13 protein-coding genes are annotated in these 18,206 nt (G+C 58.0%); 11 read left to right on the top strand and 2 right to left on the bottom strand.

Annotated features, from left to right (window positions below; genetic code table 11):
- Positions 1-23: 23 nt before the first annotated feature.
- The 8 genes from LIX91_RS12020 (at position 24) to LIX91_RS11985 (ending at position 10,722) form a co-directional block, all read left to right on the top strand.
- Positions 24-1,652: an ABC transporter substrate-binding protein gene (locus LIX91_RS12020; protein WP_003419025.1), complete on the top strand. Its 1,629-nt coding sequence runs from the start codon at positions 24-26 to the stop codon at positions 1,650-1,652.
- Positions 1,653-1,971: 319 nt separating this feature from the next.
- Positions 1,972-3,564: an ABC transporter substrate-binding protein gene (locus LIX91_RS12015; RefSeq protein WP_226488530.1), complete on the top strand. Its 1,593-nt coding sequence runs from the start codon at positions 1,972-1,974 to the stop codon at positions 3,562-3,564.
- Positions 3,565-3,720: 156 nt separating this feature from the next.
- On the top strand, positions 3,721-5,100 hold the full coding sequence (locus LIX91_RS12010) for an OprD family porin (protein WP_003419028.1): 1,380 nt from the start codon (positions 3,721-3,723) through the stop codon (positions 5,098-5,100).
- Between the two features lie 66 nt (positions 5,101-5,166).
- Positions 5,167-6,762, top strand: a complete 1,596-nt coding sequence (locus LIX91_RS12005) for an ABC transporter substrate-binding protein (protein ID WP_100072559.1) — start codon at positions 5,167-5,169, stop codon at positions 6,760-6,762.
- A 74-nt stretch (positions 6,763-6,836) separates the two neighbouring features.
- Entirely contained in the window at positions 6,837-7,847 is a 1,011-nt protein-coding gene (locus LIX91_RS12000) for an ABC transporter permease subunit (RefSeq protein WP_003400038.1), read from the top strand.
- 10 nt (positions 7,848-7,857) lie between these two features.
- The gene (locus tag LIX91_RS11995; RefSeq protein ID WP_003419030.1) at positions 7,858-8,769 is read left to right on the top strand and encodes an ABC transporter permease subunit; all 912 of its coding nucleotides are present in this window, start codon (positions 7,858-7,860) and stop codon (positions 8,767-8,769) included.
- Positions 8,770-8,779: 10 nt separating this feature from the next.
- Positions 8,780-9,748 carry an ABC transporter ATP-binding protein gene (locus tag LIX91_RS11990; protein WP_003419031.1) on the top strand — a complete coding sequence of 323 codons (969 nt, stop codon included), beginning with the start codon at positions 8,780-8,782 and terminating at the stop codon, positions 9,746-9,748.
- Complete coding sequence (locus LIX91_RS11985) at positions 9,748-10,722, top strand: peptide ABC transporter ATP-binding protein (RefSeq protein WP_003313770.1); 975 nt, start codon at positions 9,748-9,750, stop codon at positions 10,720-10,722. Before LIX91_RS11990 ends, LIX91_RS11985 begins: the two co-directional genes overlap by 1 nt.
- 85 nt (positions 10,723-10,807) lie before the next feature.
- Here the strand turns inward: LIX91_RS11985 and LIX91_RS11980 are convergent, their stop codons facing one another.
- Positions 10,808-13,330 (bottom strand): PepSY domain-containing protein, encoded by a 2,523-nt coding sequence (locus tag LIX91_RS11980; protein WP_226488529.1) that lies wholly within the window; start codon positions 13,328-13,330, stop codon positions 10,808-10,810.
- Positions 13,331-13,672: 342 nt separating this feature from the next.
- On the opposite strand from LIX91_RS11980, the gene LIX91_RS11975 reads away from it, so the two are divergent.
- From LIX91_RS11975 to LIX91_RS11965, 3 genes are all read left to right on the top strand, one after another.
- Complete coding sequence (locus LIX91_RS11975) at positions 13,673-14,917, top strand: alpha-xenorhabdolysin family binary toxin subunit A (RefSeq protein ID WP_032703248.1); 1,245 nt, start codon at positions 13,673-13,675, stop codon at positions 14,915-14,917.
- A gap of 7 nt (positions 14,918-14,924) precedes the next feature.
- Positions 14,925-15,917 carry an alpha-xenorhabdolysin family binary toxin subunit B gene (locus LIX91_RS11970; protein WP_032703249.1) on the top strand — a complete coding sequence of 331 codons (993 nt, stop codon included), beginning with the start codon at positions 14,925-14,927 and terminating at the stop codon, positions 15,915-15,917.
- A 128-nt stretch (positions 15,918-16,045) separates the two neighbouring features.
- Positions 16,046-16,840: a hypothetical protein gene (locus LIX91_RS11965; RefSeq protein ID WP_226488528.1), complete on the top strand. Its 795-nt coding sequence runs from the start codon at positions 16,046-16,048 to the stop codon at positions 16,838-16,840.
- Positions 16,841-16,901: 61 nt separating this feature from the next.
- On the opposite strand, the gene LIX91_RS11960 is transcribed toward LIX91_RS11965, so the two are convergent.
- Entirely contained in the window at positions 16,902-18,065 is a 1,164-nt protein-coding gene (locus LIX91_RS11960; RefSeq protein ID WP_003368674.1) for a type III PLP-dependent enzyme, read from the bottom strand.
- Positions 18,066-18,206: the final 141 nt, after the last annotated feature.

Here is an 18,206-nt window from a genome sequence, read left to right as displayed (position 1 = left end):
AAATGACAACAACTGAGGCAACCATGCTCAAACACGCGGTCATTCCGTTTCTGGTCGGCGCCAGCTTGCTCGCCAGCGCACCTTTCGCTCACGCTGCATCGAATCTGGTGTTCTGTTCCGAAGGCAGCCCTGCCGGCTTCGATCCAGGTCAATACACCACAGGTACTGACTTCGACGCCTCGGCAGAGACCATCTTCAACCGCCTGAGCCAGTTTGAGCGCGGCGGCACCGCCGTAGTGCCGGGCCTGGCAACCAAATGGGACATCTCCGACGACGGCCTGACGTACACCTTCCACCTTCGCGAAGGCGTCAAGTTCCACACCACGCCGTACTTCAAGCCGACCCGTGAATTCAATGCCGATGACGTGCTGTTCACGTTCAATCGCATGATCGACAAGGACATGCCTTACCGCAAAGCGTATCCGACCGAATTCCCGTACTTCACCGATATGGCGATGGACACCAACATCACCAAAATCGAGAAGATCGACGACCACACCGTCAAGTTCATTCTGGGCAAGGTCGACGCCGCGTTCATCCAGAACATGGCGATGAGCTTCGCGTCCATCCAGTCTGCAGAGTACGCCGCCAAGCTGCTCAAGGAAGGCAAGCCGGAGCTGATCAACCAGCAGCCGATCGGCACTGGCCCGTTCGTGTTCAAGAGCTATCAGAAAGATTCCAACATTCGCTACACCGGCAACAAGGACTACTGGAAGCCTGAGGACGTCAAGGTCGACAACCTGATCTTCGCCATCACCACCGACCCCTCGGTACGCATACAGAAGCTCAAGAAAAACGAATGCCAGATCACCGCTTACCCGCGTCCTGCCGACCTCGAACCGCTCAAGGCCGACAAAAACCTGAAGATGCCTGATCAGGCGGGCTTCAACCTGGGTTACATCGCCTACAACGTGATGCCTGAGATCAAGGGCGAAGACCATCCAAACCCGTTGGCTCAATTGAAAGTGCGTCAGGCACTGGACATGGCGGTCAACAAGCAGCAGATCATCGACTCGGTTTATCAGGGTGCAGGTCAATTGGCGGTCAACGCCATGCCGCCGACCCAGTGGTCCTATGACACCACCATCAAGGACGCCAAGTACGATCCCGAGAAGGCTCGCCAGCTGCTCAAGGAAGCCGGCATCAAGGAAGGCACCGAAATCACCCTGTGGGCGATGCCGGTTCAGCGTCCTTACAACCCCAACGCCAAACTGATGGCCGAGATGCTCCAGTCCGACTGGAAGAAGATCGGTATCAACGCCAAGATCGTCAGCTATGAATGGGGCGAGTACATCAAGCGCGCCAAGAATGGCGAAAACGGCGCCATGCTGATTGGCTGGAGCGGTGACAATGGTGACCCGGACAACTGGCTCGGCACCCTGTTCGGCTGCGACGCCCTGAATGGCAACAACTTTGCCAAATGGTGCGACAAGCCGTTCGACACGCTGATCCATCAGGCCAAGGAAACGTCCGATCAGGCCAAGCGCACCGAGCTGTACAAACAGGCGCAACACCTCCTGAAAGACGCCGTGCCAATGACGCCTATTGCGCACTCGACGGTCTATCAACCCATGAGCTCCAAAGTACAGGACTTCAAGATCAGCCCGTTTGGCTTGAACTCCTTTTACGGTGTGAGCGTGAGCGCCAAGTAAAAGTGACAGCTTGCTGCGCCGCTCACCCGGCGCAGCAAACCGCTCTACTTGAATATAAGCCCCGAGCGATGGGTTGAAAACGTGCCGATAACGGCACTCTTCTACTATCACTAAGATATTTCCTACGAGCTTTGCAGCCTTCGAGCCTATATACCGCGGACCTCTGACGACTTACCGTCGAAGGGCAGCGGCAATGGCAGGAAGCCAGTCGCTTCGTGTCCAGGTGCACCGGGCATGTCGTGCGAAGTTGCGTGGGGCGACGCCTTTGGGCCAGTTAGACATTCGAGCCTCGGCTCATCCTTCGAGGATAGGGATCATCATGCGTAAAACTCTTGCGATGACGTCGTGCCTGGGACTGTTGGCACTGGCCCCGTTTGCCCAGGCGGCAAGCAATCTGGTGTTTTGCTCCGAAGCGAGCCCGGCCGGCTTCGACGGTGCGCAATACACCTCCTCCACCGATAACGATGCATCCGAGCCGATCTACAATCGACTCACCGAATTCAAGCAAGGCGATACCACCGTGGTTCCAGCGCTGGCGACTTCCTGGGACATCTCGGAAGACGGTCTGGTCTACACGTTTCATCTGCGCGAGGGTGTGAAGTTCCACAGCAATAAGAACTTCAAGCCCAGCCGTAACTTCAACGCCGACGACGTGCTGTTCACCTTCAATCGCATGCTCAAGCCCGATCATCCGTTCCGGGTCGCTTACCCGACCGAGTTCCCCTACTTCACCAGTATGGGCCTGAACAAGAAGATCAAGTCCGTCGAGAAGACCGACCCGCTGACCGTCGTATTCACCCTTAATACCGTCGATGCGGCCTTCATCCAGAACATCGCGATGAACTTCGCCGGCATTCTCTCCGCCGAGTACGCCGAACAGCTGATGGCCAAGGGTGACGTTCGCGACATCAACCAGCAGCCGATCGGCACAGGGCCGTTCGTGTTTCAGCGCTATCAGAAGGATTCGCAGATTCGCTACAAGGGCAACAAGGAGTTCTGGGACCCGAGCCGGGTGAAAATCGACCAGTTGATCTTCGCCATCGTGACCGACGCCTCTGCGCGCATGCAAAAGCTCAAGGCCAACGAATGCCAGGTCTCGGTCAACCCGCGTCCGGCGGACCTCGCCAGCCTCAAGGCAGACAAAAGCCTGCAGATCATCGAGAAGCCTGGCTTCAACCTCGGCTACATTTCCTACAACGTGCGCCACGAACCGTTGGGCAAGCTGGAAGTGCGTCAGGCGCTGGACATGGCCGTCAACAAGAAGGCGATCATCAACGCGGTTTACCAGGGCGCGGGGCAACTGGCAGTCAACGCCATGCCACCGACCCAGTGGTCCTATGACAGCAGCATCAAGGACGCGCCCTACGACCCGGAAAAAGCCAAGACCCTGCTGCGTGCTGCCGGCGTCAAGGAAGGCACCGAGCTGACACTATGGGCCATGCCGGTTCAGCGTCCCTACAACCCCAACGCCAAGCTGATGGCCGAAATGCTTCAGGCCGACTGGGCCAAGGTCGGCATCAAGGTCAAGATCGTCAGTTTCGAATGGGGTGAATACCTCAAACGCACCAAAAATGGCGAGCACGATATCTCGCTGATCGGCTGGACCGGCGACAACGGTGACCCGGACAACTGGCTGGGCACGCTTTACAGCTGCGCGGCGATTGGCGGCAACAACTACTCGATGTGGTGCGACGAAAAATACGACCATCTGGTCAAGGCCGCCGTTGCGACCACTGACCGCGCGAAGCGTACCGACCTGTACCAACAGGCGCAGCGCTACCTGAAGGAGCAGGTGCCGATCACACCGATTGCCCACTCGACCGTCAATCAGCCATTGCGCGCCGAGGTCAGGGACTTCCACGTCAGCCCGTTCGGTCGCAACAACTTCTCAGGCGTCAGCATCGTCGATTGATCGAAAACCCCGCACGCCCTCGCCGTCTTGTGTCGCGGCGAGAGCGGGCACTTGCGCGTCGATACCTATAACAACGCAGGACCCAAAGTCCTGCACCACCAAAAGCCAGGCTCAAAGAACTGGCATATAAAAAAGTGATAAAGGGAGCTGCACATCGTGAAAACAACTAGCACTGCGTTATTGGCATTGTCTCTCTCGTCGTTCGGCGCACTGGTTCAGGCTGAACCGGCAAGCCAGACGTTCGTACCGACCGAGCTGAGTTCAAAGAATGCACAGGCCGACGCCAACGGCTTTATCGAAGACCAACACCTGACCGGCACGACCCGTAACTGGTACGCCAATGAACTCAAGCGTCGCGGCGAAGTATTCCGCTACAACGACAATGGCGTTGCCGAGCAGACCTCGCGTCGCATCAACTGGCAGCAGGGCACGATCGTCAACTACACCTCCGGTTATACGCAGGGCGTTGTAGGTTTCTCCACCGAACTGGCGCTGTACAACGCCATTGCGCTGGACCGTGACACCGACGACTTTGCCGGCAACTCCAACCGCACCCTGGCACACAGCGACGGCGATGCAGTCGGTCAGTGGAGCAAGATGGGCCTGGGCAACGTCAAGGCGCGGGTTTCCAACACCGTCCTGACCATGGGTCGCCAATCGGTGAACACCCCGGTCATCGCCTTCATCGGCAACCGCGCACTGCCGTCCAGCTTCCAGGGTTTTGCAATCCAGAGCGACGAGTTCAACAACCTGTCCCTGCAGGGCGGCAGCTTCGACCGCGTATCGCCACGTATGGAACAGAGCCTGGACAAGTTCCGCTCCGAGTACGGTGATCGCAGCAAGACCGCCGACCGTCTGGACATGTTTGGTGGTGACTACAAGCCGACCGACAGCCTGACCGCCAGCTTCTACGCATCCAATCTCGAAGACTTCTGGCACCAGTACTACTTCGGCTTCACCCACGAACTGGGTGACAGCAAGGTGTTCGCCCTCAGCACCAACCTGAACTACTACAAGACCAAGGATGCAGGTCAGAGCAAGCTGGGCGCGATCGATAACGATACCTACAGCCTGTCCTTCACCGGTACACATAACGCGCACAGCATCAGCGTTGCGTACCAGGAAGTTAACGGCAACGAATATTTCGACTACGCCCACGACACCAACGCGATCTTCCTGGCCAACTCCCTGCTCTCGGACTTCAACGGCCCGAACGAGAAATCCCTGCAGGTCGCCTACGTACTGAACATGGCCGAATACGGCGTGCCGGGCCTGAAATTCAACATCTACCAGGCACGTGGCTGGGACATCGACGGTACGCACTACAAAGGCACCGGCTACACCGACGTACTGGCAATGGACGGCGAGACTCACTACGAATACGGCATTGGTTCGTCGTACTCCGTGCAGTCCGGCCCGCTCAAGGCCACTGCCATCCGCGCCACCTACACCACGCACCGCGCCAGCGAGAATCAGGCTGATGGCAACATCAACGAATTCCGTCTGGTGACCACCGTTCCGTTCAACATTCTTTAAGTGGTCCCGTAGCCGTGACTGACACAGGGTCAGTCACGGCTTATTCGATTAACAAGGAGGCTTCTATTGAAACTGCTATCGCTCCGCGCGTCGATTGCCATTGCGCTGCTCAGCGCCGCCGCAACCGTTTCGGCCAAACCGCTGGTGGTCTGCACCGAGGCGAGCCCTGAAGGTTTCGACATAGTGCAGTACACGACCGCCGTCACGGCAGATGCCTCGGCCGAAACCATTCTTGAACGCCTGGTAGCTTTCACCCCAGGCACCACTGATACCGTACCGGGCCTGGCTGAAAGCTGGGAGATAAGCCCCGACGGTCTGACGTACACTTTCAAACTGCGAAAGGGCGTCAAATTCCACACCACCGACTACTTCAAGCCCACCCGCGAAATGAATGCCGATGACGTGGTCTGGAGCTTCAAGCGCCAGTTGGACCCCAAGCATCCGTGGCATGCACTTTCGCTGGTCGGCTACCCCTATTTTGAAAGCATGGGCTTCCAGAACTTGCTCAAGGACGTCGAAAAAGTTGACGACTCCACCGTCAAGTTCACCCTTACGCATCCCGAGTCGCCATTCCTGCGTGATCTGGCGATGCCGTTCACCTCGATCTATTCCGCCGAATACGCCGACCAGTTGCTCAAGAGCAGCAAGACCGCCGAACTCAACAGCAAACCGATTGGCACCGGCCCGTTCATCCTGACTCGCTATGCCAAGGACGCCCAAGTCCGCTATAAAGCCAACCCGAATTACTGGAAAGGCAAAGTGCCGAGTGAAGCGCTGATCTTTGCCATCACTCTGGACAACAACACACGCCTGCAGAAGCTCAAGGCGAATGAATGTCAGGTTGCGCTTTACCCAAAACCTGACGATATTGCCAACATCAAGGATGCCCCCAATCTCAAGATCGACGAGATGGAGTCCATGATGACCAGCTACGTGGCCATGAACACCTCGCACAAATACCTGAGCGATGCGCGCGTGCGGCAAGCGATCAATCTGGCCTTCGACAAGAAGTCCTACATCAGGGCACTGTTTGGCGAAGGCAAGGCCACTGAAGGTGTCGGCCCGTATCCACCGACCATGATGGGTTACGACACCGACAGCAAGAGCCCCGCATACGATCCTGACAAAGCCCGTGCGCTGCTCAAGGAAGCCGGCGTACCTGAGGGTCAGGTGTTCACCCTGTTTGCTCGAAATGGCGGCGCGGTGACCAACCCGAACCCGATGGTAGGCGCACAGATGCTTCAGTCGGATATGGCCAAGGTCGGGATCAAGATAGACATTCGCATCATGGAATGGGGCGAAATGCTCAAGCGCGCCAAAAATGGCGAACATGACATGGTTTTTGCCGGATGGGCTGGCGACAATGGCGATCCGGATAACTTCCTGACGCCCAACCTGAGCTGTGACGCGGCCAAAAATGGCGAGAACTATGCCCGCTGGTGCAACGAGGCGTTCGAGGACGCAATCACTCAAGCCCGGAAAATAACCGAACCGGCGGAACGTGCCGCCCTCTATAAGAAGGCTCAACAAGTGTTCAATAACGAACAGCCCTGGATCAGCCTGGCTTACCCGAAACTGTTCGTGGCAATGCGCAAAGATGTCGAAGGCTTTCAAATAAGCCCGCTGACCAATAACAACTTCGCCACTACCAGGGTGAAGTAGAAAAATAATCCGGCGAGCTCATAACCCGAGACTCGCCGGAGCACGCCTAACCGGCTGATGAGGTACACACCAAGATGTTTAGTTTTATCGCCCGCCGAGTGGGGTTGCTGATACCCACTTTCTTCGGCATCACCTTATTGACCTTCGCCCTGATTCGTCTGATTCCGGGCGACCCGGTCGAAGTCATGATGGGTGAGCGCCGTGTCGATCCGGAAATGCACGCTCAGGCCATGGAACGTCTGGGTCTGAACAAACCCCTCTACGCCCAGTACATCGATTACATCGGCAAGCTCGCCCAGGGCGACCTCGGTGAATCATTGCGTACGCGCACCAGTGTCTGGTCCGAATTCACTTCGCTGTTCCCGGCAACCCTGGAGTTGTCGCTGGCGGCGCTGATTTTCGCGGGTATTCTCGGCCTGCTGGCCGGGGTGATCGCCGCCCTCAAGCGAGGGTCCCTGTTCGACCATGGGGTCATGGGGATTTCCCTCGCCGGTTATTCCATGCCGATCTTCTGGTGGGGCCTGATCCTCATCATGTTCTTCTCGGTAACGCTGGGCTGGACCCCGGTTTCCGGGCGGATCGACCTGCTGTACGACATTCCGCCAGTCACCGGCTTCATGCTGATCGACACGCTGCTCAGTGACGAACAGGGTTCGTTCCTCGATGCCCTGCACCACATGATTCTGCCGGCCATCGTGCTGGGCACCATCCCGCTGGCGGTGATCGCCCGGATGACCCGCTCGTCGATGCTCGAAGTGCTGCGTGAAGACTACGTGCGTACCGCTCGCGCCAAAGGCCTGTCGCCTGCCCGTGTGGTCTTCGTTCACGGCCTGCGCAACGCGCTGATTCCGGTACTGACCGTGTTCGGTCTGCAAATCGGTACGCTGCTGGCCGGTGCGGTACTGACCGAAACGATCTTCTCCTGGCCGGGTATCGGCAAGTGGTTGATCGAGGCCATTGGCGCCCGTGACTACCCGGTCGTGCAAAACGGCATTCTGCTGATCGCCTGTCTGGTGATCCTGGTCAATTTCGTGGTGGATATCCTCTACGGCTTTGCCAACCCACGCATTCGTCACCAGCGCTGAGATCATCGATATGAGCACCCCTACTCCTGCGGTAGCAGTCGATCAAAGCCTGCTTTACCCATCCCCGTACAAAGAATTCTGGCAAGCCTTCTCGAAAAACAAAGGCGCGGTTGCCGGTCTGATGTTCATGACCCTGATCGTGTTCTGCGCCCTTTTCGCGCCGTGGGTTGCCCCCCATGACCCGAGCGAGCAATACCGCGACTTCCTGCTGACGCCGCCGGTGTGGCTCGAAGGCGGTCAATGGCAATTCATCCTCGGCACCGACGAACTGGGCCGCGACCTGCTGTCACGCCTGATCCAGGGTTCGCGCCTGTCGCTGCTGATCGGTCTGGCATCGGTGGTCATGTCGCTGATACCCGGCATTCTCCTGGGTCTGCTGGCGGGCTTCTTCCCTCGCGTGCTCGGCCCTTCGGTCATGCGCCTGATGGACATCATGCTGGCCCTGCCCTCGCTGCTGCTGGCTGTGGCCATCGTGGCGATTCTCGGCCCTGGCCTGATCAACACCGTGATCGCCATCGCCATCGTGTCGCTGCCTTCCTATGTTCGTCTGACCCGCGCTGCGGTAATGGGCGAGCTGAACCGCGACTACGTGACGGCTGCCCGTCTGGCCGGTGCCACCCTGCCGCGCCTGATGTTCATCACCGTGCTGCCCAACTGCATGGCACCGCTGATCGTTCAGGCCACCCTGAGCTTCTCGTCGGCGATTCTCGACGCCGCTGCGCTGGGCTTCCTGGGTCTGGGCGTACAGCCACCGACGCCTGAGTGGGGCACCATGCTCGCCTCGGCGCGCGACTACATCGAACGTGCCTGGTGGGTCGTGAGCCTGCCCGGTCTGACCATTTTGCTCAGCGTGCTGGCAATCAACCTGATGGGCGACGGTCTGCGCGATGCGCTGGACCCGAAACTCAAGAACGCCGCCTGAGGAGATTCGCATGTCACTTCTTGAAATCAAGAATCTCAACGTCCGCTTCGGCGACACCAAGGCCGTACCTGTTGTGGACGGCCTGTCCCTGAGCGTAGACCGGGGTGAAGTACTGGCCATCGTCGGCGAATCGGGTTCCGGTAAATCGGTGACCATGATGGCGCTGATGGGGTTGATCGATTCCCCCGGCATCATCACCGCCGACGCACTCAATTTCGACGGCAACGACCTGCTCAAGCTCAACTCGCGGCAGCGTCGACGCATCATCGGCAAAGATCTGGCGATGGTCTTTCAGGACCCGATGACCGCTCTGAACCCCAGCTACACCGTGGGTTTCCAGATCGAGGAAGTGCTGCGCCAGCACCTGAACATGTCGGGCAAGGCCGCACGCCAGCGTGCACTGGAACTGCTGGAAAAGGTCGAGATCCCTGGCGCCGCCGCGCGCCTGAATGCTTACCCGCACCAATTGTCCGGTGGCATGAGCCAGCGTGTGGCGATTGCCATGGCGATTGCCGGCGAACCGAAACTGCTGATCGCCGACGAACCGACCACCGCCCTGGACGTGACCATTCAGGCGCAGATCATGGAACTGCTGCTGAGCCTGCAAAAAGAGCAGGACATGGCACTGGTGCTGATCACTCACGACCTGGCTGTGGTGGCCGAAACTGCCCAGCGTGTCTGCGTGATGTACGCCGGTCAGGCTGTCGAAGTCGGTCAGGTGCCGGGGCTGTTCGATGTCCCTGCCCACCCGTACAGCGAAGCCTTGCTGGCCGCCATTCCCGAGCACAGCATGGGCGCAGAGCGCCTCGCCACGCTGCCGGGCATGGTCCCGGGCCGCTATGACCGTCCACAGGGTTGCCTGCTGTCACCGCGCTGCCCGTACGTGCGCGACAACTGCCGAACCGAACGCCCTGCCCTTGATCCCAAGGCGCACAGTCTGGCGCGCTGCTTCTATCCCTTGAATCAGGAGGTGGCGTAATGAGCGTCGTACTGACCGCCCGCGACCTTACCCGTCACTACGAAGTCTCCCGCGGCCTGTTCAAGGGCACAGCGCTGGTGCGTGCGCTTAACGGCGTGTCCTTCGAACTGGAAGCCGGCAAGACCCTGGCTGTGGTCGGCGAGTCCGGCTGTGGCAAATCGACACTGGCGCGCGCGCTGACGCTGATCGAAGAGCCGTCATCGGGCTCGCTGAAAATCGCCGGCCAGGAAGTTGCCGGGGCCAGCAAGGCCGAGCGCAAGCAGTTGCGCAAGGACGTGCAGATGGTCTTCCAGAGCCCTTATGCCTCGCTCAACCCAAGGCAGAAAGTCGGGGATCAGCTTGGCGAGCCGCTGCTGATCAACACCAGCCTGTCAGCCGCCGAGCGCCGCGAGAAAGTGCAGGCAATGATGGCCCAGGTCGGTTTGCGCCCTGAGCACTATCAGCGCTACCCGCACATGTTCTCCGGCGGTCAGCGTCAGCGTATCGCGCTGGCCCGTGCAATGATGCTTCAGCCCAAAGTGCTGGTAGCGGACGAGCCGACTTCAGCGCTGGACGTATCGATTCAGGCGCAGGTACTGAACCTGTTCATGGACCTGCAGCAGGAATTCAACACCGCCTACGTGTTCATCTCCCACAACCTGTCGGTGGTGCGTCATGTCGCCGATACGGTATTGGTGATGTACCTGGGCCGGCCTGCGGAAATGGGTCCCAAGGAAGAGATCTACAACCGTCCACTGCACCCGTATACCCAGGCGCTGCTGTCGGCAACCCCGACCATCCACCCGGACCCGCTCAAGCCGAAGATCAAGATCGTCGGCGAGCTGCCCAACCCGCTCAACCCGCCAAGCGGCTGCGCTTTCCACAAGCGCTGCCCCTATGCGACCGAGCGTTGTGCAGCCGAAGTGCCAGAGCTGCGCCTGGTGGATAACCGCCAGGTGGCTTGCCATTACGCCGAGCAATTTGTAGCGGCGTAGCTGGAAGCTACAAGCTACAAGACTATCGTGCCCACGCTCTGCGTGGGCACGCAGTTCTGGACGCTCTGCGTCCGATCTTCGCTAGTCAATACACGTCTCGCCGATAACGCCCTTCCTCGATCAGTTCGCTGACTGCCTGCTCGCCCAGCACCTCGTTCAACACCTGATCCACACCCGCCGCCATACCCAGCAAGCTGCCACAGATGTAAATCGCTGCCCCCTCATCGAGCCACACACGAAGCTCATCGGCCGCCTCGCGCAAGCGATCCTGCACGTAGATTTTTTCCGCTTGGTCGCGGGAAAAGGCCAGGTCCAGGCGGGTCAGATGGCCAGCCTGCAGCCAGCCCTGCAATTCGGCGCCGCAATGAAAGTCATGCGCACGGTTGCGTTCGCCGAACAAAAACCAGTTGCGCACCTGCCCTTGAGCGATACGCGCCTTGAGCAGGCTGCGCAAACCGGCCAGCCCCGTGCCATTACCCAACAGGATCATCGGGACGGGTTCGACAGGCAGATGAAAGCTGCTGTTGCGGCGCAAACGCAGGCTGACGGCACCGCCAACGGCACAATGTTCGGTAAGCCATCCCGAGCCCAGCCCCAGGCTGCCGTCGGCATGCACTTCCTGACGTACGATAAGCTGCAGGCAGCCGTCCTGCGCAATCGAGGCAATCGAGTATTCGCGTACGGAGACCGGCACCAGCGCCTCGATCAACGCCTGCGCATGCAGCCCTACCAGATGCGAACGGTTCTGCGGTAACTGACGGCTTTCCAGCGCCTGTGCGAGCGGCTCCTGCAAGCCATCCACGCTGACCGATGCGCCCGGATCGACACCCAACCCGGCGAGAAACGGCTCGATGACCCCTAGCGTGTGGCGCGGCATCACCTCGACCAGATCCCCCGCCTGCCAGTGCGCAGAGGTTGGCGGCGTCAGGTCCAGCAGGTAAACCTTCGAACCACTGCTGCCAGCGTTCAATAGCACACGCCGGGCCAGCGTCCAGTTCACGAAAACCGGTATCTGCCAGTGCGCTGTCGGCACGGAGCCGGTCAACGTCCCCAATTGCTGCTGCCAGTGTTGCAGGGCCGCAGGATCGGCGCTGTCCACTTCAACGGGCGGGAACACGCTGCGAGCGCCCCGCTCGGTCAACCAGTCATGCAAACGATGGGCAAAGCCGCAAAAATGCGGGTACTGCCGGTCGCCCAGCGCCAGAACGGCATAATCGAGCTGGTTCAGTGAAAGCGGACCACCCAGCAGCTTGCGCTCGAAACGTCGGGCACTGTCTGGCGCCTCTCCGTCACCAAAAGTACTGACGACGAACAAGGCATTGCGGCTTTGGCACAGCTCTTCTTCGCTCAGATCGCCCAGCCGCTTCACGCGCACCGACAATCCTGAGGCCTGCAACTGGCCAGCGGTCTGCCAGGCCAATTGTTCCGCGAAGCCGCTTTGACTGGCGAAACAGACCAGCCAGGATGCGTCAGCGTCGTGGTCATCCCCCTGAACCTCACCGCGAGCACGCTGGATATCACGCTGCTTGCGACGTCGATCCAGGTACAGCAACCAGCCAGTAATGAAGAACAGCGGCATCAGCAACGATGCGCCGGTCATGATGATTCGCCCGACGAGCCCGAAGTAGCTGCCGACGTGCAGCGCGTAATTGCTGGCCAGCAATTGCGCACCGAAACTGCGTTCGGCATAACGTACGACCGAGCTGACCTGACCATTGGCCGGATCAAGGGTGATGGTGTTCAGCGCACGCGGGTGCGGAGAATCCTTGAGCAGGTAAAACACCGTGGCAGGCTGACCGCCGGCAGCAGGCAGGCGCAGATTGTAAGCGCGCAAGTCCGGCCCCGCGGTCTTCTGGACACTGTCCCAGACCGCCACGTAATCGACCACCAGCGGCAATCTTTCAGCAGCCTTGGCTGGCGCAGCGACGCCTTCCTCGAGGGGCGAATCACCGATGAGTTTATTCAGGCCGCTGCTCACCCAGTCATACGACCAGGTGAGTCCCGTTAGGGCGAACAACAGGTAGAACAACAGGCACCAGGTGCCGAAGATCGAATGCAGGTCCCAGTTGAAACTGCGGCCTTTCTTCGCCCAGTCAACCGTCAGCCAGACTCGCCAGTTCCGCGCTGCGCGAGGCCAGCGCAGGTACAGCCCGGACAGGCAAAAGAACACCAGAATCAGCGTACACGCCGCCGTAACCTGCTTGCCCGCCTCGCCCATGACCAGATAACGGTGCAGCTTAAGGACAAAGTCGAAAAAACCCTCCCCCACCGCATTGCCTTTCAGCTCCCCCGTGTAGGGGTCGAAATTGCGTTTGGGACCTCGACGCTCACCCGCTTTGGGCGTGAAGAAGACCTGGGCGACACGATTGCCGGTGGTTTCGACACGCAGGATAGCGACCGTCAGGCCGGTCGCGGCCTCCAGCCTGCGCACCAGTTCAACAGGTGGCAGCGTGGCACCACGCGACTCGACCAACAGTACATCCGGATTCAGCGCATCGAGAATTTCGTCCTCGAACGAATACAACGCACCGGTTATCCCCATGAGGGTCAACACCAGACCTGCCGTGATCCCGAAGAACCAGTGCAGTTGAAACAGGACTTTCTTCAACGCCGACGCTCCCCCCTCTGCGGGCTGCGGCGCGCATTATGCTCCAACCGCGACACATTCTCATCTTTAAATCGAGGCAACGCGGGTTTCCCTGTTCATCCGCGCCGCTGACGAGTACAAAACATCCCGATCAAGAACATTAAATCTACACATATACCACCTTCATTTAAAAAGGCAGTTGCCCACGACAGACTGACTGTAAAGAGTCATTTATCTTACATCTTTAAACCATGTTTCTGCTTTGACGCCCTCGCCCTTGAAACTCTAATCTTTTCAGCACGAGAACATCAACTCGTGGAGGGGACCAATTTCTGTTCTCCCAGTGGAAATAAGGACATATCCATGAACCCAATGTTTTATGACGTCATGAAGGCAGAACCTATATCCGGTGACCTCAAGGCGGACGAAGCGATAAAAACGGCCGAACTGTTCGGTACGATGTCGTCTGCCAATAACAAGCAGGTCACCCGTGCACCCGGTTTGATTCTGACCAAAGAGCAGATTATCAACCTCAAGAAATATGAATTGGCGGGCCTCGCCCTGCCCGTTGAACTGGAAGACGTCATTGTTTATCTCGGCTATTCAAAAGGCGCCGGTGCCGGGCTTGAGCCTGAAGACTTCCTGAAAAGCTTCAACCTTATTCACCGGCATGCGCGTCGCTGGAGTCCTCTGCGCACCGACCTCCTGGGCATAGGCAGCAAACTGAAAGTTTTCGCAGGCAAGATGCTGGTGTACGGCCAAAGCATGGAAGAAATCAACGACGACATCAGGGCCGGGAAAATCGTTGATCATTATCAGATCAAGACACTGGAGGATGTTAAACGCTTGACCCTTGAACTGGGCAAGGACTTCCCGGGCATCGTGCTGGATGAAAACGATAAGGAGATCACCAAGGAAATCGGCTACCACCTCACCGATATACTGGACCTGATCATCGCCAATCTGGCCGATGCCCAAACCATCAAGAAGGAACTGGATCAGTTTGGCCTGGACCTGTCGCTGTATGTCGGGCCTGAGATACAGCGCAAGATGGTTGCCATCGACAACAGCTCACTGCCGGCCGACGTGGCGAAGCTGACCCTGGATATCGAACAGCGCGCAAAGGACATTGATGAAAAAAACAAGGAATACAAGGCGACGGTACAACAATCGTTGAATTCGGTCAGTGGCTTGAACATTGCCGGCCTGGCACTGGGCATTTACTTTGGCGTCGAGGCTGAAAATGTCAGGCACGCACGCAATGAATTAATGGCGCAACAAGCCACCGACATAGACACCTTGCAAGGCAAGAACAATATTCTGGGTTCATTGAGCAGGGTAAAGTTTAATTTGCAGAACCTGGCGACGATTGTGGTCGATGCCGACGTGGCCACTAAAAACCTGATTACCGTATGGAACAAGCTGTTTCTGTTCATTGAGGCGTCTGCGGGATCGGCGTCCGAAATAAACGACGCCTTGTCTTTAAGGCAATTTATGAATCACTTCAGACAAGTCGTTCAACCCTGGAAGACCATCGAAGACGACTCGGACGCATTGCTTAATGTGTTCAAGGAAGCCGATGAAGAATATAAACGGATTTATGGATAACTCGACAATGAAAAATACGCTCACGCTCAATGACACCGCCTTCTCGGCTCAAGTACCTGACCGCGCTGTCATGACTCGCAGTCTGCAACTCATGCGTAACAGTCTGGTAAAGGCAGACCTGCTGTTTGCCAAGACCCAGTACCTGCCCAACCTTTATGAAAAGCTCACGCGCCTGAACATCCTGGCCGTCACTGAACAGCAGCGCCTCGGAGAACACGCTGAACGCCTGCTCATCGATATCGAGTCGAAGACCGCCCTGCTGAGGCAGTACGCTCAATCCTCCGCTACTCCCATGGATGCTGAGGATCTGGAAGATATTGAAGCTCAGTGTCAGCGCCTTGTGAGCAATGTCACTGCAACGGCCGACCAACTGGCCAGTGCTGTGAGTGGCATGACCCAAGGTATCGATCGACAGCAGACTGCCGAGTTTGTACAGAGTCTGGAAGGTGACATAGCAAAAACCGGCATCGAACTTGATGCTTCTCACACCAGCCTGGCGAAGTTGAAAGACGAGCGTCAAGTGCTGAGCAGCGCTATTGACGCTCTGGAAAGCAAAGGGCTGGCGAGTATTGCCAAGGACACCTTGATCACTGCGGAGAAGGTGCTCAGCCTGGGAATGCAGCCTCCGCAACTCGCCGTGATCATGCTAGCGCTCGAGCAAATGAAGGCGACCCTGGAAAAGGGTGCTGCGGGGATCAACCTCATCGCGATGATCAAACGCCGTGATGGCTTTCGCGAGCGCATCAATGCCCTTTCCCAGCAATTGGCAAGCCTGGACAAGGACAAAATGGGGTTCGCGCAGCGCATTGAACTGCTTGAATGCTTCAACGCTTTTGACGAGCAGCGTGCCGCTTATGTCGAGCAATACCAGAAGATCAAAAACACGCTGGACAGCTTTCTGGACATCAACACCACGGGCACATCCGATGACAGCCAACGCAGCATGCGCCTGATCGAATCGGGCCGACAGTTGATCAGCTACTTGAACCGCATTCGCTGATAGCACCCAAACCCGGGTTGCAAGGGGAATGGCCTGTACGCCCCTTGCAACCCGCATTTGTGCACCTGCCGTTCGACAGCAGCGAAAAAGTCATCAATTCTCGAGGGTCCAGCATGACAGGACAACTCTTGTACCAAAGCGATTTCAAGGACCTCACCACTTACCTGCAGGTCTTGCAGAGGCTTCCGGCATTGACCCGCTCTTTCAAGGTCCATCTTGATCAGGTGCCGTTGGCCAGACGCAGCGCCTACCCCATTCCCGAACTACGCCATGTGCTTGAAAGGGCCGACAAGGACTTGTCTGTCTGGTCGACGCTTTTGCCCAGGCTGATGGCGATGCACCGACGACTCGACGCCCTGACGGCAGAACTCACGCAGTTTTCCGCAAGTGCAACGCAGCACCAGGAGTTGGCCGTGCACCTGAGGGGCTCCGCAGGCGGTCGGCTGATGGCGTTCGAGAAAGAGTTCGATAACGAGGACCAGACAGTACAGAAACTGACCCAGGGTATCTGCACCATCCTGCCGCGACTTATCGACTTCCTGAACGACGCCATCTCTAGCTATAGCCGCACGTTCGGACTGACGCCGGGCAACCCTCTCCGGGAAAATCTGGCAAACGCCCCGCCGCTGTCATTCGGTACGCCGGAAGCGATCGATGCGCAAGAACGACTGTTTCGTGCACAAGGTTATGTGTACCGCGCGTCCGGGTGGTACACCCGCGCCTACACGGCCGCCAGTAATCTGGGTGCCTACCTGTCGCGAATGTGGGAACTGCTCTGGGCCTGTGTAGGCCGTATTATCGGCGTGCGTAAAGCTGACAAACCTTCGCGTTACCGCCTGGAATCAGGACTGCTACTGGTCAACGTGCGGGAAATCCAGCGTCTTTCCAAAGGGTTCGATACTGGGCAGGACCTGACTGCCTGACCCCGGATGAAGCGCAAAAAAAACCCGCGATCACTCGCGGGTTTTCATATCGGGACAGTGCTTACAGGTAGAACGACTTCAGCGGCGGGAAGCCATTGAATTCCACTGCGCTGTAGCTGGTGGTGTAGGCACCGGTGGACAACCAGTACATACGATCACCGATGGCCAGGTTGAGTGGCAGGCCGTACTTGTAGTTTTCGTACATGATGTCGGCGCTGTCGCAGGTAGGACCGGCGATGACCACTTCTTCCATTTCGCCTTTCTTCTCGGTCCAGATCGGAAACTTGATGGCTTCGTCCATGGTTTCGATCAGACCGGAGAACTTGCCCACGTCGGTGTATACCCAACGCTCGACCGCGGTACGCGACTTGCGGGCAACCAGTACCACTTCGCTGACCAGGATGCCTGCGTTGGAGATCAACGAACGGCCTGGCTCGAGAATGATTTCCGGCAGGTCATCACCGAAGTCTTCCTTGAGGAAGCGGATGATCTCTTCAGCGTAGGTTTCCAGGCTGTTGGTGCGGGTGATGTAGTTGGCCGGGAAGCCGCCACCCATGTTGATCAGCTTGAGAACGATGCCGTCTTCTTCTTTCAGACGCTCGAAGATCACTTTGACCTTGGCGATGGCAGCATCCCAGACGCTGATGTCGCGCTGCTGCGAGCCGACGTGGAACGAGATGCCGTAAGGCACCAGACCCAGGTCGCGGGCAAGAATCAGCAGGTCCATGGCCATGTCGGTCTGGCAGCCGAATTTGCGCGACAGAGGCCAGTCGGCAGTGGTCGAACCTTCGGTCAGGATGCGCACATAGACTTTCGCGCCCGGTGCAGCCTTGGCGATGTTGCGCAGGTCGGCTTCGGAGTCGGTGGCGAACAGACGCACGCCCTTCTCGTAGAAGTAGCGAATGTCCTTGGATTTCTTGATGGTGTTGCCGTAGCTCATGCGCTCCGGGCCGACACCACAGCTCAGAACCTTGTCCAGCTCGTAGATCGACGCGATGTCGAAGCTCGAACCCTTTTCCTTGAGCAGATTGATGACTTCAACGGCAGGGTTGGCCTTGACCGCATAATAAACCTTGGCGAATTCGAAGCCCGCACGCAGGTCGTCATATGCCTTGCTGATGATGTCAGTATCAATGACCACGAACGGGGTTTCTTGCTTGTCAGCGAACGCCTTCATTTTCTTGAAGGTTTCGGCTGAGTAGTAGTCTTCGACATTGATCGGCATGCTGCTGGAACTCCTATTGGCAAACGGTATTGGTCAATGGGTACAAATGAACGCCCTCCGTATCCCCACTTTGGTTCGCCTACTTCCCAAGGCATGTCGCCGAAAGCAAAAAGGCCCTGAAGGGCTGCCTTCCTGGCCTTG

The sequence above is a fragment of the Pseudomonas sp. B20 genome (assembly GCF_020515755.1).
Classification (GTDB): domain Bacteria; phylum Pseudomonadota; class Gammaproteobacteria; order Pseudomonadales; family Pseudomonadaceae; genus Aquipseudomonas; species Aquipseudomonas syringae.
Note: the sequence above shows the minus strand (reverse complement) of the source record. Positions and strands in the feature narration are given on the sequence as shown.